Raw genomic sequence first — 23,548 nt, 5'->3', positions numbered from 1 at the left:
AGATGTCTGTTAAAGATAGAATAAAGGAAATATTACCAGATTTTGTTTTTGATTTTAGAAAGAGTAAAAGATTAAAAAAAATATCAAATTATAACAGACGACGATATAATCGTGCAATGAACTATCGAGGTATTGAAAAATATCAAGCAAATCTACTTATGCATTCACATGTTCTTGAAAAAGGGTTGTCTCATCGGGAAATTAGATACGGCTTCGGCCTAAATAACCTAGTCGAAGAAGCAGAAGCAATGAAAGAATATTTAAACTTCGGGATGAAAAGTGACTTTGCTTATCAGGTTGCCTGTTCCACCGTGAAAAACTATATTGATTTGCATGAGAATGTAAAATATTCAACTGAATATCTATCTCGAATTTTTACAAAAGAACAATTAGAAGATATTAACAAATGCAATTTTAATAATACAGGATATAAATATATTGATAATATGAATAATTTTTCAACTTTTACGGATTTTTCATTAAATAGATATAGTATTCGAGAGTTTTCTCCAAATGAAGTTAATGAAGATGATTTGGTACACGCAATAAGCACAGCTCAAAAAGCTCCCAGCGCATGCAACAGACAATCATCGAGAGTATATATTATAAAAAATAAAGAAATTATAAAAAAATCACTAGAAATACAGGGGGGCTACAACGGTTATGAGTATCCCAAAATATTATTAGTCATCGTGGCTGATCAAGTCGTTTATTCTGACCCAGGAGATTTAAATATGTCGTATATCGATGGTGGGATTTTTACTATGGATCTGTTACTGGCATTGGAAGAGAAGAATATTGGTGCATGTACTTTGAATACTTCATTCGAAATAAAACGTGAATCGATTTTGAGAGACCTGATTAAAATTAAAGATAGTGAGGTCTTTATTAGCTTTTTACCGATTGGGAAAAAAAATAAAAAAAATAAAGTTTGTGAATCTCCAAGATATGATACCAAAGAAATTATTAAGTATATTGTATAGGTCGTAGAAAAAGCTTAATAGTTCAAACAATTTCATGCGGTTTGCTTTTATTTTTAGTTAAATAGTTTTTTGAAGTTAGCTAAATTTTTATTTAAGAAATAGCTGAGTTAACAAGGCCATTTTTAGTATTATGTTGAATTCTTGAAATTTTATGTATGTTTTCGGTATAAGAGAACTAAAATAAAGATGGGTAGATAGAGGGGTGATTTATGGAAAGAGAGCAATGGAAAAATGTACGAGGTCTGGCAATTTTTGGTGTGATAGTTACTCATGTAATGACAATGAAGTTTGATAGCTCTAGTGTGTTAAATAACTCCATTATTCTTATTTTTGATCAATTATCAAGATTTTCAGTACCTGTTTTTATTATGTCATCTGGTTACGGTTTAAGGCTAAATTATACTGAAAAAATCAGACTTAATACATTTTATAAAAGAAGATTTAAAATTATACCTGAATATATATTTTGGTCAATAGTATACTTTTTATTAAGAGAAGATCATAAAAACTTGAAAAGTTTAGTCTTTGATTTATTGACTGGGAAATCAAGTGAACAGTTATATTTTATAATTGTGTTAATACAATTATATCTATTATTCCCTTTTATTGTTCGGTTTTCAACGGAGAAAATCGGGATATTAACGGCTTTTTTGATTACACTAATCGGACAACTGTTTTATCAAGCGGCTCTTGGAAACAGTAATACTTTTTTTGTGAATTGGTATTTTTATTTTGTCTTTGGAATATATTTAGCAGGAAACAAAAATTTTTTAAATAAAATTAAGAAGTATAGTCAAAGACTATTTTTTTTAGGAACTCTTTTTATGTTAGGTTCAGCTTTTATAAATGTTTATTTTAGTGAAAGGTCGATTGGATTATCGACTAGTACAATGCGTCCGACAATGATATTCTATTCTATAGGTATTCTTAGTTTTTTTCTTTCCAAGTGGGGGAAGCCTAAAAAAATTTTATCAATGTTGGATGAAAGTTCTTTATCGATATTTTATGTGCATATTATTTTTTTGATTCTTTATTATCGTTTGTTTAAATTTTTTCATATAGAGATTTCAAACTTCATTGTTTTAGTGATTTTAGTAATACTAGTTACTATATCGTCGTTAGTATTTTCTAAGTACTATAAAAAATATATTGAAAAGTATTTTTACTGAGTATCACAATGAAGAAAATAGGTAAATATTGATTTGAAGTAGTTTTACAAGTGTTTCTGTTATTAATGAATTGAAAAAGTGAGTTGATCAAATGTCAGAAAAGAAAAAACGGAAACGCCAAGGTGTTAAGCGTACGAGTCGATCGAAAAAGATTTTCTTAACTCTACTAGGAATCTTACTAGCGATTATTCTAGTAATCGTTGGTGTTGGTGCAAAAATGTATTACGATGTGAAGTCTACTGCAGGTGATGCCTATGAAACGGTGAAACGTAGTGGTTCTGAAAAACGTCAAGTAAATTTATCTGAGCAAGATCCGTTCAGTGTTTTACTTCTAGGAGTAGACACGGGGGCGCTTGGACGTACGGAGCAGGGCCGCTCGGATACAATGATGGTGGCGACGGTGAATCCGTCAACGAATGAGTCATTATTGGTTAGCTTGCCGCGGGATACGTATGCGGAGATTGTTGGGCATAATACGGAAGATAAGATTAACCATGCGTATGCTTTTGGCGGAGCAGCGATGTCAATGGATACGGTGGAGAAATTACTGGATATTCCAATTAATCATTATATCACGATTAATATGGAAGGGATCGAAGCTTTGGTTGATGCGGTTGGCGGGATTGAAGTGAATAATCCTTTTGAGTTTACGTATGAGGGAACGACTTTCCCGAAAGGAGCTCAGAGCCTTGATGGCGAGATGGCGTTGAAGTATTCACGGATGCGTTATGATGATCCGAATGGAGACTATGGCCGTCAGGAGCGGCAGCGTCAGATTATTACCGGTGTTTCGAAGAAGGTTTTAAGTACGAATGGTTTGACGAATTATCAATCGATCTTAACAACGATGGGTGAGAACGTGAAGACGGACTTGAGCTTTACGGATATGCGGACCCTAATGGGGGATTACCGTGCGGCGTTTGGTAATATCAAATCGGATCAAATGAAGGGTGAGGGCTTCATGCAAGATGGGGTTTCTTATCAACGTGTGGATGCGACTGAGCTGAAACGTGTGCAGGATGAGTTGAAGGCTCAATTAAAATAGAAATTGCAGAAAAATCCAAGATATGAATATTATCGAGTATTCTGTTTTGGATTTTTTGGCTGCTATATGCTTTTGGTAGAGCGAAGAATTTTTCGATCGTACTCGAATTTTTTGTTAGATAATAAAAAGCTATTTGCAATAGAAATGTTTGTTTACAAAACTTATTTTCCTATCCTTTTCTAAGGTTTATATGAACTGGGTAAGGGTTGATAATATATAAATAATCTTTGTTTATTGTAGTTAATAAAGAATTAATTTTCTGCCTATTTCACATGATTTAAACAAAAATATAAAAATTATTGTTTTTTAATTTAATAAAAAGTATACTTGAATCATCGAAAATATTATTTTTGATGATTTTTTGTTTGCCATTTTTTAGTAAAGGAGGTATGTAGATGAAGAAAATTGTAAGTGGGTTCATTGCACTCATTGCGGTGATTTTGTTTGTTGGGCCTAGTGCGCAAGCAGACGGTGCGATCACTGCGGATGAGCAAAGAATTTTGTCGGAGCTGGACAAGGGTGTGACTGTAGGTGGAAAGACCTTCAGCATTGGCGCCTCTGAGCGTGCACAAGCAGAGAACTTCTTGAAGCAGAATGATGTGTCTGCGGATAAAGTGAACGTTGTGGTTGAACAGATTCAGCGTGCGCGTGCATTAGTTGAAGCTTCTGGTCTTGATGTGTCGAACATCAATTCGATCGAAGCGTTGATTAAGGCATTGCCATTGAACACGAAGAATCAATTGAAGGATATAATCACCAAAGCGGCGAATACCCTTGGGTTGACAATTACCTTCTATCCTGGAGGCTATTCGATTACTCAGCCGGGTGCTAGTTCAGCTGGTGCAACAAGTTCTGGCAGCACCGTTTATACATCAGGTGGTGCGGTGAAGCAGACAGGTATGACGTACTTGTCTAGCGCGATTTCCTTTGCAAGCTTACTACTCGTTGCAGCAGGTGCATTTGTAGTAGGGCGTAAGAAGTTTGCCTAGGTCTTCAAGACTAAAGAGGGTTGGAGTGACATTGGTCGCTCCAATCATCTTTCTGGTTATCGGCTATTCTTTGATCTATGTAATAGGAAAACCTGTCATACAATTTGTCACTTCTTCTATCCAACTGTTTTTATTAACAGATACTCCTAACTTTGAGACAACGAAACAGTCGTTTACGGCTGTGGACAATAAACAGGTCGCGACAAACGCGAAAAATGAACTGCCATCGAGTAAGATTGATTATCCGGTGGGTGGACAGCTGTATGGGAAAGTGAAGATAGAAAAACTGCAATTGAATGTTCCTTTGTATTTTGGAGATACCGAAGAAATTTTGCGTGAAGGCGCTGGACAATTTATGGGCTCTGTTTATCCAGGAGAGCTCGGAACAACGTTGATCGGCGGACACAATGTCGATGATTTTGGAAAGCTGGGTGCGGCACAGGTTGGTGATGAGATCACGCTTCAAACAACCTATGGAAATTATGTATATCGCATTAACCGACTTGACGTTCGGGATAAAAAGGATAAAGAGATCAACGATATGATCTATCAACGAAATGATCGGCGGCTTATTCTTTATACCTGTTACCCGATTGACAGTTTGGGATTAACCAATGAACGGTTATTTGCCATAGGAGAATTTGTCTCTGGGCCGATGATTAATGGCAATGAGTAATAGACAAAAAGTAAACGAGCACAGAACGAGGAGGAAGCGACGACCATGAATCATATGAAACGAACTATTCCCCGATGGATTTTAGCTTTTATCGGGTCCTTGCTTCTTTTTGCGACGCTTGCCTTGATCTGTATTCGAATGACGTTGTTCAATCAAAATTTCATGATTCAACAGGTTCGTCGGACGGGCTATGTTGCGACGATTCGTAAAGATATGACTGAGAGTATTCAGGATTTAGGTCGGGGAAGCAATATTCCTCCTGAGGTTCTGGCGGATGTGGTTCCTAAAGAGGTAGTTTCTACGAATGTTGAGAATTATATTCGAAGTATTTATCAAGAAGTTCCTTTTGAGCTTCAAGGAGAAAACCTGATTAAGGAAAATATCCTCAAAAATGTTGAGCAGTACGCGGAGCAAAATAATTATCCGATCGATGAGGCGACCCGCACGAATTTGACGAATTTGGCGGAGAATGCAACAAAGAACTATGCGGCGTATATTGAGATTCCGTATTTGCTGGAGTATGGGAAGAAAGTCATGACCTTCCGTGCCTCTTTGAATTTAATCTTGATTTTAGCGAGTGTTGCGTCGTTGTTTCTCTTTTTAGGACTGATCATGATGGTCAAAATGAAGCATCAGCGCATGCGTTGGAGTAGCATTGTTTTCTTTGGGGCGGGACTGATGCTGATTGTTTTGCCGGCGGCGATTTATTTTAGCGGTGTGATCAATCGCTTAGGGATTATGTCTGAAGGGTTGTATCGCTTTGTGACACAATATATTACCGCATTTGATTTGAGTTTTATTGTTGCAGGAGTTGGATCCACAGCATTAGCGATTCTATTGGTGTTGATCAGTGAAAGGTTGCGCCATAAAAAAATAGTGAAGACGCAGTAGTGAGGGGAAAAGTGATGGAAGAGACAATCAGTATAGTAGAACTAATTCAGATGTTAAAAAAGAAAGCCTTATTAATCATTATGACCACAATTGCTGGGATTGGTTTGGCAGCTGGGGTCACCTTTTTCATGCTTACCCCAATCTATGATTCGGCGGCACAGCTGATTGTGCAAAACAAGCAGGCTGAAGGAACCAATCTACAAAATGATATTAACGGCAATGTCATGCTGATCAATACATACAAGGACATGATCAAGGGCGACATCGTCATTGATGCGGTTCAAAAGGAACTTCAAAAGGAATATCAATTCACCTATAGCAATAGCGAATTAAAGGCTATCATCGAGGTGGAGCAGGCCCAGAACTCTCAGATGTTCCGGATTATCGCGAAATCCCCTGAGCCACGAAAAGCGGCGACAATCGCTAACGTGACCGCAGGAATCTTCCAGAAAAAGGCGGAGGATGTACTGGAGGTCAGCAAGGTAACGATCACTTCCAAGGGTGTCGTTCCTTCAAAAGCGATCTTTCCTAATAACAAACTGAATCTATTGATTGGTGCGGTCTTAGGAATGATGTTCGGTGTGGGACTCGCGTTCTTGCTGGAATTATTAGATAAAACGGTAAAGGATGAGCGGTTCATTGCTGAATCCTTAGACTTACCGATATTAGGCCAAGTATCAGAGATCAGTAAAAAAGATCTTTTTGAAAATCGTGGGGTTATCGTAAAAACACCGGAAGAGACAAAAAGAATGGGTGCTCGTACGGTCAGTTCACGGAAGCGAAAACGCGTATAACAAATGACATTATGGAGAATTAGGAGAAGACAATAGATGGCAAAAAGGAAACAAACGATCAATCCGGTTGATTTGATAGCAGCAATCAACCCTTTTTCTACAGCAGCAGAGCAGTATCGCAAAATTCGCACGAATATTGAATTTTCTTCGGCTGATAAAAAAATTAAATCATTGGTCATTACTTCTTCTGGACCATCAGAAGGGAAGTCGACAACGGCAGCGAATTTGGCGATCGTATTTGCAAACACGGGAAGTCGGGTACTGTTAGTGGATGCAGATTTACGACGGCCGAGTGCGGCGCTGAGTTTTAAAGTCCCGAATGTAAACGGCTTGAGTAATTATTTGACTGAGGGCAATTCAACTAGTGGCAGCTTTCACAACGAGAACAGTTATATGACGCAGGGAAGTGCAGCGATTGATAATCGATTGATAGAGACTAGCACGGAGAATCTATTTCTCATGCCTAGTGGTCCTACCCCGCCGAATCCTTCCGAACTGCTGCGATCTAAAAAGATGCAGGAACTAGTAGAGATTTTAGAAGAGGCCTTTGATTTGGTAATTTTTGACATGCCGCCGGTGGTGACGGTGACGGATGCGCAAATACTCTCTGCTTATGTCGATGGAACGATCTTAGTCGTTCGTGAACGGACGACGAATAAACAAGCGATTTTAGAAGCGAAAAAAATGCTGGACATGGTTCAAGCGAAGATCATCGGGGTCATCTATAACGGGAAGAAACAAGGCGATGATTCTTACTATTATTATGGGATGGAAGGAACTAAGTGAGGCTTCAATGATTGATCTACATTGTCATATTTTACCTGGTGTCGATGATGGTGCTCAAACATTGGAGGACAGTCTAGACATGGTCCGTAAAGCGATCAGTCAAGGAATCACGCATCTCATGTGCACCCCTCATCACAATAATGGGAAGTACAACAATCCAGCACCTGAGATCATTCAACAGGTGGAATCGTTGCAAAAGGAAATTGATCTGCGAGGACTGAGGCTGACTTTGCTGGAAGGGCAGGAAGTGCGGCTGACGGAGTTTCTTTTAATGGAAATCGAGCGTGGAGAGCTTTTGTTTACGGATCTAGACGATACCTATCTATTAGTTGAATTACCAACGAATGAGGTTCCGTTGTATACAGAGGAAGTCTTTTTTCATTTATTAAATCAAGGGCACATTCCGGTGATCGTTCATCCTGAGCGAAACACGGTTTTCCGTAAGGAGCCGAATCGTCTGTTGCCATTTCTTGACATGGGCGTGCTGACACAGTTGACGGCGCCAAGTATCGTAGGCGTCTTCGGAGATGAGATTCAGCGAACAGCCAAACAAATGCTGGAACACCAAATGCTGTATATGGTTGCTTCTGATGCTCACAGTTTACGACATCGGAACTTTTACATGAAGGAAGCCTACAAAGTTATCCAGAAAATTGGTGGGAAAAAGATGGTGGCGGACATGCAGCAAATGGCCAAGGATTTGGTAAATGGCGATCCCGTCGTGCGGCCGAAGTATCAAGCGATAAAGGAAACACGGTTCAAGCTTTTTTGATTATCAATAGTTGTTGGGAGATTTTAAGGATGAAAGTTGAAAAAGTTCTTTGGAATGTTGATAGTGAAAAAGAAGCACCTTGTATAGATACAGAGCCTTCTGAGTTGATTTGGATAGACAGCGAAAAAATTAAACGGCAAAGACTCTATAATTTTAGTAAACGAATGATTGATCTTGTGGCAAGCTGCTGCGGGCTGGTTCTAATTTCCCCAATCATCCTATGGGTCGCTTATCGAGTACATAAGGAAGCACCTAATGCTCCAGTGATTTTTGCACAAAAACGGGTGGGACGAAATGGCAAACCGTTTACGATGTATAAATTTCGTTCTATGTGTGCCGATGCCGAAGAACAGCTGGAAGAGCTTCTTGATAAAAATGAAATCAAAGGTGCGATGTTTAAGATCAAGGAAGATCCACGGGTCACTGAGTTTGGAAAATTCATTCGACGAACCAGCTTGGATGAACTGCCCCAATTAATCAATGTGATCAAAGGGGATATGAGCTTAATCGGTCCACGACCACCGTTGCAAAGAGAAGTAGTTGAGTATACCCAATATGATATGCAGCGCCTATTAGTGAAACCGGGGTGCTCTGGCGTATGGCAAGTTAGCGGACGCAATGATGTTCATTTTGATGAGATGGTGGCCTTTGATGTTGAGTATATCAAAACTCGCAGTACGAGAAATGATTTGTCCCTGATTATCAAAACAATCAAGGTGATGGCTCGATCGAAAGGAGCTTACTAGTGACAGCCTCTTTTTTGAAAGGAATTTAATAGGATTTGACTTCATTGTCTCTTCGTTGAATCGTATTGGTGGGACAAATTAGAATAACACTTAGTCCGATATGCGGCGCGTTCTTCGCGTGGCATATTTTTTTACTTTAAAATCAGTCTTTGGTGCAAATAGATCCATGTCTGAAAATGATTCGGTTGAACAGCTGCAAGAGTTCTTCTAACTAGTGTTTGTTTTCAAATACTTCTACTTGAGAATCATAGACTGATGGGAAATAGTATAGATCAATGATCTTTCTTCTATTTGAATATTAGTACTGTTTGTTCTAGGGTCGAATTGTAATTGCAAGAGGTCGCTAACTGAGCCAGTTGGACAGTTATCAACGGTAGAAGCAGTAAGTATGTTTTAGTTAATTATTTCGATTAGAAGTGTGAATAAAAAGGAGAGGTGAACAATGAATTGATATCGATATTTTCATCTTGTGTAGGATGACTGGAAGCAGTGGAAAACTCCTTTCGATAGCTTGAGTGGTTGATTGCCATTCGGACTATTTAAAGGAGTTTTTTATTTAATAACAGATTGAATGGCGTATTGGATTACTGAAAATGCGCGCGTTTATTAATCACGAAAAATATTTATGTGAACAAATAATTAGGGAGAATCTAATCTGGGTCTATTTACTAATGCTAAAGAAGGTAAATTCGTAATCAAGCGTGTAAGTTTTTTCGCTATTCAACAACAGACCTTTTTAAAAGTTGTAAAAAAACAGAAAAGCTTGACGATTCTCTTAGAAAGCGATTTCGAATATAAATAAAATTAATTGAGTTATTTATATGTAAAAATAAAAATGATATTCAATATTATATTGATATATATTAACATCTATAATATACTAATAATACAAAAAAATAAATATCCATAAAATATTATTAAATTGACCTTTGGTGGTTATATAATTAACGGTAAAATAAATTCGTTGCTGATAAATTGATTAGAGATTCTATACATTCTTTACCAAAATAACTCGATTTTTTGAAAAATCGAGTCGTTGGATAGTTGTAATTCTATAATAGAGGATAAAAAATACACATTAAATATTAATTGACGAATGAATTATGATATTTCAATGGTGAGAATAAGATTAAATAAAAATTTATAACATTTCAATGGGCGGATACAATGATTCATTGGATTTGAAGAGATAAGGAATCACCGTTTCAAAGTGTTTAATTATTTTTACTCAAAAGAAATAAGCTGAAGAAATTGTGGTAGTTTGGAGGGCACTTAATGTTTGTAATAACAAGAAATCGAAAAATAGTTATTTTAATTGTATTAGATACTCTTCTGATTATAGTGGCTTGTTTAGTAGCGTACTTTTTTATGTTGCCTTATGTAACAATCACCAAAAAATTTGTTTGGATAACAACTATATTGTCGATCGTATTGTATTTGATCTTTGGTTTTGAATTTAATATTTTTACGCGAATCAATCGCTATACGAATTTGAAAGAAATCATAGCGATTTTTGTTTCGCTTTCTTTCCAATTCGTCTTAAGTCTATTCATTATTTCTTTTTTCTGGAAAGAAGGGTATAGTCAACGATTTGAATTATTAGCCTATATTTTAACTCTTTGTTTGATTATTGCTAGCCGTTTGATCTGGCGATTGTTGATTGAACGACGTAATAATGAGCGGAAACTTTGTCATGGAAAGACACAACGAATGTTAATCATTGGTGCTGGTGAATGTGGGAAAATTCTATTTAATAGTCTGATTGATTCACCAACTTCAGGAGATATTGATGTTATTGGTTTTGTTGATGATGATTTTAACAAGCAGAGAACATATTTATCTGGTAAAAAAGTATTGGGCTATATTAAGGATTTACCCAAACTAGTTAAAGAGTACCAAATTGATCGAGTTACCATTGCTATTCCATCTTTATCTAATAAACGATTGCAAGAGATTATCACTGAGTTATCAGAGTCTAACGTAAAGGTTAGCACGATGCCTTCGATAGAGGAGCTAGCAGCTGGAAAAGTCAATATCAATCGATTGAGAGAGATCGATGTGGTAGATCTTTTAGGCAGGGAAGAAGTCAAATTAGATATCGATTCAATTCAAGACCAATTATCAGGACAAATTATTCTAGTAACTGGGGCAGGAGGATCGATTGGTTCGGAAATTTGTCGTCAGTTAACCAAATTTAAGCCCAAACAGTTATTACTGTTGGGACATGGGGAAAACTCAATTTATCAAATTCATCGAGAGTTAAAGAGCCTCAACAAAAATGAAAGTACGGAGTTTATACCAATCATAGCTGATATTCAAGATCGTCATACGATTTTTGAAATAATGGGTCAGTATCACCCAGATGTAGTTTATCATGCGGCGGCCCACAAACATGTCCCATTAATGGAATACAATCCTCGTGAAGCAGTTAAAAACAATGTTTTGGGAACTAAAAATGTGGCTGAAGCAGCGAAAGCGAATAATGTTAAAAATTTTGTCATGATTTCAAGCGATAAAGCTAATAATCCACCTAATGTGATGGGGGCGACAAAGCGAATTGCTGAAATGATTGTTACTAGTCTTAATGAAGCTGGGAAAACCAAATTTTCTGCTGTGCGTTTTGGAAATGTCTTGGGTTCTCGTGGCAGTGTTATTCCTGTTTTTCGGGAACAAATTGCTGAAGGTGGACCAATCACAATCACTGATTTTCGGATGACGCGCTATTTTATGACGATCCCTGAAGCGAGTCGGCTAGTCATTCAGTCAGGCGCTCTGGCTAAAGGTGGAGAGATCTTCGTTTTGGATATGAGTGAGCCGGTTAAGATCGTCGATTTGGCCAAAAATATGATTCGACTTAGCGGGTACGCAGAAGACGAGATTGATATCGTAGAATCGGGTATTCGTCCTGGCGAAAAGTTATATGAGGAATTATTGCTTGATAAAGAACGGAATGATGAAAAAGTTTACGAGAAAATCTTTGTAGGAAATATTCATGGATTCCCATTTAATGAAGTAATTGATTTTGTCGATCAGTTACCGAGAGATGATAAAGATTTAGCCAGAGAAGTTGTTTACTTCGCAAATGCGTCAAATAAATAAAGAGGGGACGTTTTAAATGTATAAGTGCTATCTAAAACGATGTGTTGATTTTTTACTTTCCTCTTTAGGAGTGATTCTTTTGTCTCCATTATTATTGATCCTTTGTCTAGCAATTAAACTAGATACGAAAGGACCGGTTTTCTTTTGTCAAAAGCGTGTCGGCAAAAATAAATCACTGTTTACTATCTATAAGTTTCGGACAATGAGGATCGACGCGCCCGAAGAAATGCCTACTCATTTGTTAGAAAATCCTGATTATTTTATTACACGAGTGGGGAAATTTCTGCGTAAGTACAGCTTGGATGAGCTTCCTCAGCTATTCAATATCATTAAAGGAGAGATGGCGATCATTGGTCCGCGGCCCGCATTGTGGAATCAATCTGATTTGATAGAAGAGCGGGATAAATATGGGGCCAATGATATTCGTCCTGGATTAACAGGTCTTGCTCAAATTAGTGGGAGAGATGAGTTGGCAATACATATAAAAGCAAGCTTCGATGGCCATTACGCGCAGCATATCACGGTTGCCATGGATATGAAGTGCTTTTTGGGAACCATTGTTGCCGTATTTAAGAGTAGCGGTGTAGTTGAAGGAAGTATTGGTATGGTGAAGATTGAAGGTGAGAAAGAATGACGCGCGTATTAATTACTGGTGCTAATAGTTATATTGGAACCTCTTTTGAGAAATATATTCAGAAATTTGGGGATAGTTATCACGTTGAGACACTAGACATGCATGATAATTCGTGGAAAGACGTTGATTTTTCCACTTATGATTCAGTCTTTCACGTAGCGGGGATTGCTCACGCGGATGTTTCAAAAGTTAGTGAAGAAATGAAGCAGCTTTATTATCAAGTAAATACCACGCTCGCTATTGAAACGGCTCAAAAGTACAAAGCAGATTTAGCTGGAAAAAGTGGCCAGTTTATCTATATGAGTTCAATCATTATTTATGGTGAAGAGACCACTATCAATAAAAAACGGGTTATCGACTCACACACGCTTCCCAAACCTTCAAGCTTTTACGGAGATAGTAAATTACAGGCAGAACAAGGCTTGCAAGCGTTAGAAACCGTGGATTTCCACATTGCTATTCTTCGTCCGCCGATGATTTATGGGAAAAATGGTAAAGGAAATTATCAGCAATTAGTAAAACTTGCGAATAAGCTGCCGGTATTTCCAAATATCAACAATGAACGTTCGATGCTGCATATGAATAACCTTTGCAAAGTTGTGAAAGAACGGATAGACGCTCAAGATAGTGGCATATTTTTACCTCAAAACAGTGAGTACGTGAGGACCAGTTACATGGTTAGGGACATTGCTCAAAAAAATGGGAAAAAGATCTACCTATTTTCATGGATGAATTGGTTTATCCGACTCTTAGGCTACGTTCCTGGAAAAGTTGGACGTTTGACGAATAAGGCATTTGGTAACTTAGTTTACGAAAAAGACTTTTTTAGAATAGAAGTAAAGTCAGGTATTAAAAATGAAAACTAGAAATAAGATCGTTTTTATAGTGAATCATGATGTAGTTATTTACAATTTTAGGAAAGAATTGGTAGCGCAGCTTTTATCTCAGGGACATGACGTCTTTATCCTGTCACCGGATGGAGAAAAAATAGATCGTCTGGTAGAAATGGGCTGTAAACATATAAAAATAGCTGTTAATAGACATGGAATGAATCCTGTGGAAGACATAAAGCTCTTCAATCGATACAGTAAAGCGCTAAAAAAAATTAGTCCAGATATTGTATTTACCTATACGATCAAACCTAATATTTATGGAGGAGCTGCTGCATATTTTTTGCGTATTCCTTTTTTTGTGAATGTTACAGGGCTAGGGAATGCAATAAAAAATGATGGCGGCTTTTTGAAAAAAATCTCTAGTTATATGTATAGTCAAATTTTAAAAAGAGCAGATGCCGTTTTTTTCCAAAATATGAGTAACATGTCTTTCTTTTCACAAAAAATCTCTTTTAAGAGTGTCCACTTATTACCTGGATCAGGAGTGAATCTCTCTAGCTTTAAGCCGATTGATTATCCTAGTAATAAACAGACGAGTTTCTTGTTTTTATCAAGAATTATGAAGGAGAAGGGCTTTGATGAATTTTTAGCTGCAGCGCAACAAATGAAAGCTTTGGGCTGTGATGCCTCTTTTGAGGTTGCTGGTTTCATCGATGGGATTGATTATGAGGAAAAAATCAATAAAAGTGTGGAAGAAGGATTGATTCGTTATCACGGTCAGGTGGAGGATGTTCGACAGCTATTTGAAGGGGTCAATTGCATCGTTTTGCCAAGTTATCATGAAGGCATGTCCAATGTTTTACTTGAGGCAGCAGCTTCTGGTCGCCCATTAATAGCTTCTAAGATTCCTGGATGCCAAGAAATTATAGATGAACAGAAAAATGGCTTTTTATGTGAACCTAAAAGTTCTGGCGACCTTTTCCGAAAAATGAAATCTTTCTATGAATTATCTAGGGAGGAACAGGCGTTTATGGGAATAAAGAGCAGAGATAAGGTCGAAATTGAATTTGATCGGAAGATCGTAATAGACAAATATATCCATATGATGGAGGAAATTCTAGAGTGAACTTGTATAAAAGTATTTTAGCCAAAGAAGCAAAAATATCACTTGTGGGGTTGGGGTATGTAGGATTGCCCATTGCTGTATCGTTCGCTAAAAAAGCAGAAGTAATTGGTTTTGATTTAAATAGTGAAAAAATTGGTTTATACAAAAAAGGAATCGATCCGACTAAAGAAGTTGGGGATGCGGCTATCCAAGCCACAACCGTTGAATTTACTTCAAATCCAACAGATTTAAAGAAGGCCAGATTTCATATTGTCGCTGTACCAACACCTGTCAATGAAGATCGTACACCAGATTTATCGCCTGTCGAATCTGCTAGTAAAATAGTTGGAGAAAATTTGGAAAAGGGCTCAATCGTTGTTTTTGAATCTACTGTTTATCCTGGTGTCACAGAGGAGATTTGTATTCCAATTTTAGAAAAATCTTCAGGGCTTAAATGTGGAATAGATTTTAAGGTGGGGTATTCTCCTGAAAGAATTAATCCTGGCGATAAAATTCATCGCCTTGAAACGATTGTCAAAATTGTTTCTGGTATGGATAGTGAAGCTCTTGACGTCATTGCAAAAGTCTATGAATTAGTGGTAGATGCCGGAGTACATAAGGCTTCTTCTATAAAAGTTGCAGAAGCTGCTAAGGTTATCGAAAATTCTCAAAGGGATATCAATATTGCTTTCATGAATGAATTGTCAATCATTTTCCATAAAATCGGGATTGATACAAAAGAGGTTTTAGAGGCTGCAGGGACGAAATGGAACTTTTTAAAATTTTATCCAGGATTGGTAGGCGGACATTGTATTGGTGTTGATCCCTACTATCTTACTCATAAAGCGGAGCAACTAGGGTATCATTCACAAATCATTCTCTCTGGCAGAAGAATCAATGACGATATGGGAAAGATGGTGGCGGCAGAAGGAATTAAGCTATTGATCCAAAATAAAAAAGACGTGTCAAATGCAAAAGTTGGTATTTTTGGATTCACTTTTAAAGAAAACTGTCCAGATACTCGAAATACAAAAGTGATCGATGTGGTAACTGAATTTAAGGAATATGGAATCCAAACGCTGGTTTTTGATCCAGAAGCTGATTTAGAGGAGGCCGAAAGAATCCATAATCTAAGCTTTGTATCAGAGCAGGATATGAACGAGTTGGATATGGCGATTATCGCAGTCAATCATGATTATTTTAGAAAGAAAAAACCTACGTACTGGATGAGTAGGATCAAGGATGATAATAAGATAATTATTGATTTAAAAGGAATGTTAGACAGAGAGAAAATGCAAGAAAAATCTGTATCCTATTGGAGGTTGTAAGGTGTCCTATTTAGATATAACGTTTCCTGAAGAGAGTACGTTTCTAGTGACTGGTGGGGCTGGATTTATAGGTAGTAACCTATGTGAAGCCATTTTAAAGATGGGCTATAAAGTAAAATGTTTAGATAATTTATCAAATGGACATATCGAAAATATAGCATCCTTTTTTGAAAATCAAAAATTCGAATTTATAAATGGCGATATCACTGACTTTGATGTTTGCAATGCGGCTTGTAAAAACGTCGATTATGTCTTGCATCAGGCCGCTTGGGGGAGTGTACCTAGAAGTATCGAGATGCCAAGGATTTATGAGGACAATAACATCAAAGGAACATTAAATATGATGGACGCCGCAGTGAACAACCAAGTGAAAAAGTTTGTTTACGCCTCCAGTTCATCGGTCTATGGAGATAGTAAAGAGCTTCCTAAAGTGGAAGGCAGAGAAGGGAAGGTCTTATCCCCGTATGCCCTTACAAAAAAGGTAGCTGAAATGTACGGTCAAATGTATTCCGACCTTTACGGATTAGAGACTGTTGGAATGAGGTATTTTAACGTTTTTGGTCGAAGACAAGATCCGAACGGCGCCTATGCTGCGGTTATTCCGAAATTTATTCGTTCACTTTTAAAGGATGAAGCGCCTCAAATCAATGGTGATGGAGAAACCTCTCGTGATTTCACTTATATAGATAATGTTATCGAAGCTAACTTAAAAGCAGCAATTTCAAATTCAAGTGTGAGCGGAAAAACGTATAATATTGCGGTAGGTGGAAGGGTCACGTTAAATGAGCTTTATTCTAAAATTACTGAGTTATTAGGAAAAGAAGCTATTCAGCCGATCTATTGTCCAGAAAGAGTGGGAGATATTCGCCATTCAAATGCAGATATTTCCAATGCGGTCAATGACTTTTCATATAGTGGCAGTATCGATTTTTCGACGGGAATAACGAACGCTCTAGAGTGGTATAAAACAAATATCTAGGTGCTGTCTATCGAGAAAATACTTTGGGGGCTGGAATTTTTTAAGCTAAGTTCAAAAAAGTTGTGAAGGTGAAAAGTGGATGACAGAACCAATTCGAGTAGTGCATGTGTTGAGCAAAATGGATCAGGCGGGGGCCGAGACACTCGTAATGAATTTATATAGGAATATAGATAAGAGCAGGTTTCAGTTTGACTTTGTCGTCCATACAGATGAAGTTGGCTATTTTGATAATGAGATAAAACGTATGGGGGGAAAGATACACCATACATTTAAATACAGAGGGAAGAATCATCTAAACTATAAAAAATGGTGGGATGACTTTTTCAAGAGTCATAAGTATTCTCTAGTGCATTGCCATATTCGAAGTACAGCGAATATTATTTTAAACATGGCGAAGAAGCACGACATAACGACAATCGCTCATAGTCACAGCAGTTCTAATGGAACTGGGGTAAGTTCACTTGTTAAAAATGTTAATCAGAAATTTATCAATAGACATTGTGATTACAGGCTCGCCTGTTCGAAAGAAGCAGGGCAATTTTTATTTGGGAAAAACAAGGCATTCGAAATTTTAAAAAATGGGATTCCTACACAAGACTTTCTTTTCGCAGAAGAAATACGCGAGAATTATCGGGCAAAAAATAATCTATTGTCGAAAAAGGTTTATTGTCATGTAGGTAGATTCGACAAACAAAAGAATCACTCTTTTTTAATAGAAACCTTTTCAAAAATAAAAGAATACGATGATGATGCCCATTTATTATTAATCGGAGATGGTGGATTAAAAGACAAAATAGTCGAGAAGGTAGCACAAGCGAATTTAACAGATAGTGTTTCTTTTTTAGGAAAGAGAAGTAATATTCCGGAAATTATGATGGGATCAGATGTATTTCTTTTGCCATCATTGTATGAAGGATTGGGAATTGTTCTTATAGAAGCCCAAGCAACTGGCTTACCATGTGTGGTATCAAGCACTATTCCAAATGAAGCAATCATAGACAAAGATATACGCTCATGTCATTTAAATGATTCGAGTGAGTATGCAAAAGCAGCGACAAAAATGATAGAGCTACCCAACGCAGAACTCAGGGAACAAGCCAATAAATGTGTAGTGGATGCAGGGTATGATATACGAAATAGCGTGCTAAGGTTAGAGGAAATCTATTCTTCTCTAAAGGTCTGATTCGTATCTAAAAATGGTCAGAGGAGTCATTTAATGTGTACAAAAAATACTTTGCATGCGAGGAGAGAAAAAATTGGAAGATCATCCCATTATAATCTTAGCAAACGTGGTTTGCATTGTATTCTGCACTATTTTTTTAGCAATCTGTTTAAAAAAAATTCTCTCAGGAAAATTGAACGTTTTATATATTCTTTATATAGGATTATTTATCTTTTACGTTGTTCCGCTTATACTAGATGTCTTTATCGGAAAGCCTGATTACTCCTATTATAGTAACTTTAATGGCTTCTTAGGTTTGACTGAGGCAATAAATAATCCAATAGCCAATATATTATATGTACTATTCATACTGGTATCGACTGTGTTTCTGTTTGTTTTTGGAAATGATAAAGATTTTACGACGGAGGATTTCGAAAAGAAAATAGAAAATTGGCATTCTGTTTGGCTATCCTCTTTATTAAGTATCATAATCCTTTTGCCTATGCTATGTGCAATTTTGAAATTGGGATCAACAGGAGGAAATTTTAGTGATCTATTTAATTATAATGACTTACGAGTCCTCTTTAGAATAAGAAATTCTAATAGTTTTCTATTGTATTATTATTTGGCTCTTTTTTCAGTAGTGAGTTTTGCGTTACGAAGCATTCTCCTTGATAGTAATACCATAAAAGATTTATTTATATTTGCGCTTCCGTTATTTGTATCCTTTGGTATCCATGGCAAAAGAAATATTATTGCGATCTTTGCTTTTCTTCTGTTATTTTCAATTATCATTCGTGGCAAAGTAAAACCAAGTAATATTAAATATCTCTTGATTTTTACAGCGGGTTTAATACTGATTGTCTCAATCATATACCAATATACTATTCGTGGCGTTGGTAAAGAGGGCGATTTCCTTAGGGCATACACGAATTTTAGACTCGATTATGGACGGGATCACGTTTTAAAATTAGCGTTATATTATAGAGCAAACGGTAGGGATATTATTTTTGATGAAAGCAATACTTTATTGTATATACCTAAAAAAATTGCCAGTCTTTTTATGGATATCCAAACAGGTCAAAAGTACTCAGTTTATGCTACATCTAGAGCAATGCGGGAATTAAGTGGGTACAACTTAGGTTGGGGACTTACTACTGGCATTTACGACGAGTTCGTCTCAAATTTTGGGATTCTTTTAGGCGGTTTTTTAGCAAATATAGGAGTATGTCTAGTTTGCTATATCGGGGATAAAAGCAACAATATGTTCGTTCTATTGTTATCCTATGCGATTGGTTTTTTGTTATTGATTTTGCAGTTAGTTTCATTCATCTATATTTTTATTCCCTGGATGATCCTAGTAATAATAAATTTTTTATCAAGAAGAAAAGGTGCAGAGAATGAGATCCAGTATTAGCTCAAAACTTAGAGATATTTCTTATACTATTTCTTCTAATTTGATAAACATGTTAGTGTCAATGGTTGCAGTCATGTTAGTCCCTAAATTTATTGGTGTTACTCAATATAGTTACTTGCAATTCTATATATTTATTTCCTCGTATATCACATTATTTACATTTGGTTGGACGGATGGGATTTCATTACGTTATACAGGGAAAAGTTGGGATTCGATTCAAAATAAGTTCCTACCACAACAATTTGTGTTACTAATGCTTGTTCAGCTTATTGCTTGCGGGTTACTTATAGCATTATCTTTTTCTATTAAAGAGCCAAATAAACAATTGATCTTACAGGCAGTTGGGATTTTTACTTTTTTTGTCAATACAAGGTATTTTTTTGTCCATATTGCACAAGCAATTAGTGACTTTAAAAGTTATTCATTATTCATAATTATTGACCGTTTGGTTTATGTTGCAGGCACAATAGGGTTAATCTGTTTAAACGTGCAAGAATACCAATGGTTTATAGTAGTAGACTTGTTAAGTAAATTCATCTCATTAGCTGTAGCTTTAGTGAAATTTAAAGGGATCTTTTCCAATTGTAGTAAAGTTGATAGCTATCTCGTTAAAAGAGAAAGTTGGAAGAATATTCGATCAGGATCAAAAATGATTATTTCTTCCACAACAAGTATGCTGATTATTGGGATTGTTCGTTTATTTATTGAAAGAATGTGGAGTATTGAGACCTTTGGTAAATTGTCGCTCACGATAAATTTATCAAATTTCATCCTAGTATTTATTTCGGCGATAGGATTAGTTTTGTTTCCGATTTTTCGAAAAATGACCTTTGATAGATTAAAATCATTATATTTTCCTCTTGCGTTGGTATTGAATGAGCTCATGCTGGTCTTTTTATTACTGTATTTTCCTATAGGCTATGTCTTAAGTGCCTGGTTACCAATGTATAAAACGAGTATTTTTTTTATGGGATTGATCTTTCCCATTTGTATCTCTGAATCAATGGTTTCGTTATTAATCACACCTACGTTAAAAGCATTGAGGTTAGAAACCAGATTACTACAAGTTAATGTTGGCTGCTTTGCGCTGAGTGTAGCTTGTTGTATTCTGAACTATTTGTTTTTCAAGAACTTAATAGTCGCTGCATTGACTATTACGCTGGTACTTTTTATTAGGGCTATTCTAGGCAATTGCATTTTGATGAAGAAGTTTAATACTCTAAGATATGATATTTTCCTGCTTCATTTTTTAGGAATGATGACGTTTATCTTAGGTAATTTATACTTTTCTAATCGTGTTAGCGTGGTGATTTATAGTGCGTTCTTGTTAGTTAGTTTAATCGTCTTATCAAAACAGCTTAAAAGTGCAATAACTCAAATCAAGTCATTGATTCTGCGTATCTAACTAAATGACTACCAGCCTATTTTTAAATGAAAAGGAAAAAACTATCGAAACGATCAGTTAAACAGAGTAAACAATACAAAGAAATAAGGAGCTGAAAAATGAGAGTGAATGAAATGCTTCATCCAGAAACTATGTTTAGAATTTTAAGAAATAGGTTTAAATTAATCCTAATCTGTACCTTATTGGGGATAGTTACTTCTATTGTAATAACCAACTTGGTGATCGCCCCACAATATCAAACATCAGCTGAGCTGATTGCGCAGACCAAGCCCACTGAAGAGGGGCGTACTAACGCTCAAATGAATATCAATGACAATCTATTGATGATAAATACCTATAAAGATATGATTTTAGGGGCGTTAGTTTTAGGAGAAGTCCAAACTAAATTAGTTAGTCAAGGCTATGATTTAACCGTAGAACAAATAAAAGATAAATTACGGATTGAACAGTCACAAGATTCACAGATGTTCAAAATAACTGCAATGTCAGAACAACCAAAAGAATCTGTGGCGATTGTAAATACAACTGCTAAAGTTTTTCAAAGCAAGGCTCAAGCGGTGATTGACGTGAATAAAGTAACGATCACTTCACCGGCCGTTGTGCCAAAAGATTCGGTTTATCCGGATCGGAAATCGAATTATTTGATCGGGATGATTTTGGGAGTATTGCTTGGCAGTTTGGCTGCTTTTTTATTGGAGACATTGAACAGAACAGTAAAAGATAGTCAATTCATTTCGAAAGACCTGGAAATCCCTCTTCTTGGACAAGTTTCAGAAATGAATCATAAATAAATATCGAACCTTAAATAGGAGCTTAATGATGAAAAAAAAGAAAACCAAACCTGCCTCAGTCCGGCTAATTACACTACAGGAACCAACTTCAAATATTTCTGAACAATATCGTACGATTCGGACGAGTATCAACTTTGCCTCTGTAGATAAACAGTTGAAAACACTAGTGGTTACTTCTGCCGGACCGGGAGATGGAAAATCAACGACATCAGCTAATCTTGCTGTGGCTTTTGCGGATACCGGGATGAACGTTTTATTGGTAGATGCGGATTTACGAAGAGCTACGGTTCATATGAGTTTTCAATTGCCTAACCACCGAGGGCTGAGTACTTTGTTGAGTGAGAAAAATAGCGGAGTGAAAGAGGCAATCCATCACACAAACGTGGATAATTTATTTGTTTTAACGAGTGGTCCCAAGCCGCCTAATCCCTCAGAACTATTGGGGTCTCATCGAATGAGCCGCTTGATAGATCAATTGGCTAGTGAATTTGACTTAGTGATATTTGATGTTCCGCCGGTTATTTCGTTGGCAGATGCGCAACTCTTATCATCTAAAGTGGATGGAACATTATTAGTATTAAGAGAAGGGAAAACGCAACGACAGAATGCTGTTAAAGCAGTTGAAAGATTGAAAGAGGCTCATAGCAATATTATTGGAGCCGTATATAACGGTGTATCAAAAATAGAAGATGATTATTACCACTACTATTAAACCGGGAGCTCCTCTGAATGAGGTGGTGAAGCGATTGGTATAGTAGGTTAATGACGCTTGGATTTTCCATAGAATTTGTTTGTTAAATTAGTGATTTGTTCTCGAAGGAGTAGAACCTCATTAGATAGTAAGTGAAATACTCTTTTTTTTCCTGAATGGTGGTTATTTGCTTCTGACGTATGGCGATTTAGTTAAGCTTTTCTTGAAAAATTTGTTTTTAATGGATATCTTAGCTTGCTTGCGTATAATTATTTGCTAAAGATGGATGAAATGGAGAATCATATGAAAAAATTCGGTGCTGGATTTATTTCTTTAATCGTAAGCTATGGGATGGTCTATTATCTGGTTATGCCGACCTTGCAGAATTATCCCCGATTGGATCGGATGGCGCAGCGGTTTGAATATACGGATGAGGCGTTGTGGGTATTCATTTTCTTAAGCTTATGGTTGTTCTACTGGCAATGGGAGCAACGGCGATTATGGAATATTTATTTGTATTTGTTCTATAGCTGCTACTTTTTATTATTGTTTATCATGCTTTTCACGAAAGCGCGGGCCTATCACTCGTTTAACTTAAATCCTTTTGAATTGTATTTAAATAATGGGCAGCAGGTCATTGAACTGATATTGAACACGGCGTACTTTATTCCTTTGGGTTGTCTGTATGGCTTGCGAGCAAAGCCGCTAGAAGCGGCGCTGATTGCCTTGATTACGATCGTCGGAATCGAGACGATTCAGTATGTTTTTTATATTGGAACGTTTGATATTTGGGATATCTTTACGAATTTTATTGGCTGTATGATGGGTTATTTATTTAGTAAACGAATTATTCAAAGAATGGTATAGATCAACTATTGTAGACTGGAGAAGTTTTCTCCAGTTTTTTTTTATGGAATAAATGTTATTGGGCGATAAGAGATACCGATCGGGAAATAGTGTTTTTTTAATTTTTTTAATCTGATATTAACAAATAAGTTTGTTGGTAAGAGGTTTAGATAGTATAATTATGTTACAAAAGTTATATTTGGATCTATTATTGTTTGGTATAAAAAGATAAAAATAATATTTTGCATTATGTAGATTCTATTTTCTTTTAGCTTTCAAAAAAAATGGGTAAAAAAGGAGTTGAAGTTGTTACGCAAAGAATTGAAAAAGAGATAAATATGTTTTTTTGAGATTAACAGTTATTAAGACCTTATTTACAACCGGCTTGCGAAGGATCACCCGTTGTT

At 36.5% G+C, this 23,548-nt stretch carries 22 protein-coding genes; all 22 read left to right on the top strand.

Annotated features, from left to right (window positions below):
- Positions 1–2: 2 nt before the first annotated feature.
- The 22 genes from IGI44_RS13460 to IGI44_RS13355 all read left to right on the top strand — a co-directional run bounded on the left by IGI44_RS13460 (position 3) and on the right by IGI44_RS13355 (position 23,162).
- Positions 3–983 (top strand): nitroreductase family protein, encoded by a 981-nt coding sequence (locus IGI44_RS13460; RefSeq protein ID WP_438788241.1) that lies wholly within the window; start codon positions 3–5, stop codon positions 981–983.
- 209 nt (positions 984–1,192) lie between these two features.
- Positions 1,193–2,152: an acyltransferase gene (locus tag IGI44_RS13455; RefSeq protein ID WP_438788240.1), complete on the top strand. Its 960-nt coding sequence runs from the start codon at positions 1,193–1,195 to the stop codon at positions 2,150–2,152.
- Positions 2,153–2,243: 91 nt separating this feature from the next.
- Complete coding sequence (locus IGI44_RS13450) at positions 2,244–3,197, top strand: LCP family glycopolymer transferase (protein WP_438788239.1); 954 nt, start codon at positions 2,244–2,246, stop codon at positions 3,195–3,197.
- A gap of 395 nt (positions 3,198–3,592) precedes the next feature.
- Positions 3,593–4,186 (top strand): hypothetical protein, encoded by a 594-nt coding sequence (locus tag IGI44_RS13445; protein ID WP_438788238.1) that lies wholly within the window; start codon positions 3,593–3,595, stop codon positions 4,184–4,186.
- 25 nt (positions 4,187–4,211) lie between these two features.
- Positions 4,212–4,862: a class D sortase gene (locus tag IGI44_RS13440; protein WP_438788237.1), complete on the top strand. Its 651-nt coding sequence runs from the start codon at positions 4,212–4,214 to the stop codon at positions 4,860–4,862.
- 45 nt (positions 4,863–4,907) lie between these two features.
- A complete protein-coding gene (locus IGI44_RS13435; protein WP_438788236.1) occupies positions 4,908–5,753 on the top strand; it encodes a hypothetical protein in 846 nt (281 codons plus the stop codon).
- 14 nt (positions 5,754–5,767) lie between these two features.
- On the top strand, positions 5,768–6,547 hold the full coding sequence (locus IGI44_RS13430) for a YveK family protein (RefSeq protein ID WP_438788235.1): 780 nt from the start codon (positions 5,768–5,770) through the stop codon (positions 6,545–6,547).
- Between the two features lie 36 nt (positions 6,548–6,583).
- On the top strand, positions 6,584–7,333 hold the full coding sequence (locus tag IGI44_RS13425) for a CpsD/CapB family tyrosine-protein kinase (RefSeq protein WP_438788234.1): 750 nt from the start codon (positions 6,584–6,586) through the stop codon (positions 7,331–7,333).
- 7 nt (positions 7,334–7,340) lie between these two features.
- On the top strand, positions 7,341–8,105 hold the full coding sequence (locus IGI44_RS13420; RefSeq protein ID WP_438789001.1) for a tyrosine-protein phosphatase: 765 nt from the start codon (positions 7,341–7,343) through the stop codon (positions 8,103–8,105).
- Positions 8,106–8,134: 29 nt separating this feature from the next.
- Positions 8,135–8,851, top strand: coding sequence for a sugar transferase (locus tag IGI44_RS13415; protein ID WP_438788233.1), 717 nt, complete (start codon positions 8,135–8,137; stop codon positions 8,849–8,851).
- 1,275 nt (positions 8,852–10,126) lie between these two features.
- A complete protein-coding gene (locus IGI44_RS13410) occupies positions 10,127–11,950 on the top strand; it encodes a polysaccharide biosynthesis protein (protein WP_438788232.1) in 1,824 nt (607 codons plus the stop codon).
- A 16-nt stretch (positions 11,951–11,966) separates the two neighbouring features.
- On the top strand, positions 11,967–12,584 hold the full coding sequence (locus tag IGI44_RS13405) for a sugar transferase (protein WP_438788231.1): 618 nt from the start codon (positions 11,967–11,969) through the stop codon (positions 12,582–12,584).
- Entirely contained in the window at positions 12,581–13,450 is an 870-nt protein-coding gene (locus IGI44_RS13400; RefSeq protein WP_438788230.1) for an NAD-dependent epimerase/dehydratase family protein, read from the top strand. The genes IGI44_RS13405 and IGI44_RS13400 overlap by 4 nt, the downstream gene beginning before the upstream one ends.
- Positions 13,440–14,543: a glycosyltransferase family 4 protein gene (locus IGI44_RS13395; RefSeq protein ID WP_438788229.1), complete on the top strand. Its 1,104-nt coding sequence runs from the start codon at positions 13,440–13,442 to the stop codon at positions 14,541–14,543. Before IGI44_RS13400 ends, IGI44_RS13395 begins: the two co-directional genes overlap by 11 nt.
- Positions 14,540–15,850: a nucleotide sugar dehydrogenase gene (locus tag IGI44_RS13390; RefSeq protein WP_438788227.1), complete on the top strand. Its 1,311-nt coding sequence runs from the start codon at positions 14,540–14,542 to the stop codon at positions 15,848–15,850. The genes IGI44_RS13395 and IGI44_RS13390 overlap by 4 nt, the downstream gene beginning before the upstream one ends.
- Before the next feature lies 1 nt (position 15,851).
- Positions 15,852–16,829, top strand: coding sequence for an SDR family oxidoreductase (locus IGI44_RS13385; RefSeq protein WP_438788226.1), 978 nt, complete (start codon positions 15,852–15,854; stop codon positions 16,827–16,829).
- A gap of 79 nt (positions 16,830–16,908) precedes the next feature.
- Entirely contained in the window at positions 16,909–18,012 is a 1,104-nt protein-coding gene (locus IGI44_RS13380) for a glycosyltransferase family 1 protein (protein WP_438788225.1), read from the top strand.
- Positions 18,013–18,085: 73 nt separating this feature from the next.
- Complete coding sequence (locus IGI44_RS13375) at positions 18,086–19,408, top strand: hypothetical protein (RefSeq protein ID WP_438788224.1); 1,323 nt, start codon at positions 18,086–18,088, stop codon at positions 19,406–19,408.
- The gene (locus IGI44_RS13370; protein WP_438788223.1) at positions 19,392–20,813 is read left to right on the top strand and encodes an oligosaccharide flippase family protein; all 1,422 of its coding nucleotides are present in this window, start codon (positions 19,392–19,394) and stop codon (positions 20,811–20,813) included. The genes IGI44_RS13375 and IGI44_RS13370 overlap by 17 nt, the downstream gene beginning before the upstream one ends.
- Positions 20,814–20,911: 98 nt before the next feature.
- The gene (locus IGI44_RS13365; RefSeq protein WP_438788222.1) at positions 20,912–21,604 is read left to right on the top strand and encodes a YveK family protein; all 693 of its coding nucleotides are present in this window, start codon (positions 20,912–20,914) and stop codon (positions 21,602–21,604) included.
- Positions 21,605–21,629: 25 nt separating this feature from the next.
- Positions 21,630–22,316 carry a CpsD/CapB family tyrosine-protein kinase gene (locus IGI44_RS13360; protein ID WP_438788221.1) on the top strand — a complete coding sequence of 229 codons (687 nt, stop codon included), beginning with the start codon at positions 21,630–21,632 and terminating at the stop codon, positions 22,314–22,316.
- A gap of 282 nt (positions 22,317–22,598) precedes the next feature.
- Positions 22,599–23,162, top strand: a complete 564-nt coding sequence (locus IGI44_RS13355) for a VanZ family protein (RefSeq protein WP_438788220.1) — start codon at positions 22,599–22,601, stop codon at positions 23,160–23,162.
- Positions 23,163–23,548: the final 386 nt, after the last annotated feature.

The organism is Enterococcus sp. DIV0756 (assembly GCF_051710745.1).
Taxonomy (GTDB): Bacteria; Bacillota; Bacilli; order Lactobacillales; family Enterococcaceae; genus Enterococcus_A.
The sequence above is the reverse complement of the archived record's forward strand: the minus strand, read 5'-3'. Positions and strand labels throughout refer to the sequence as shown.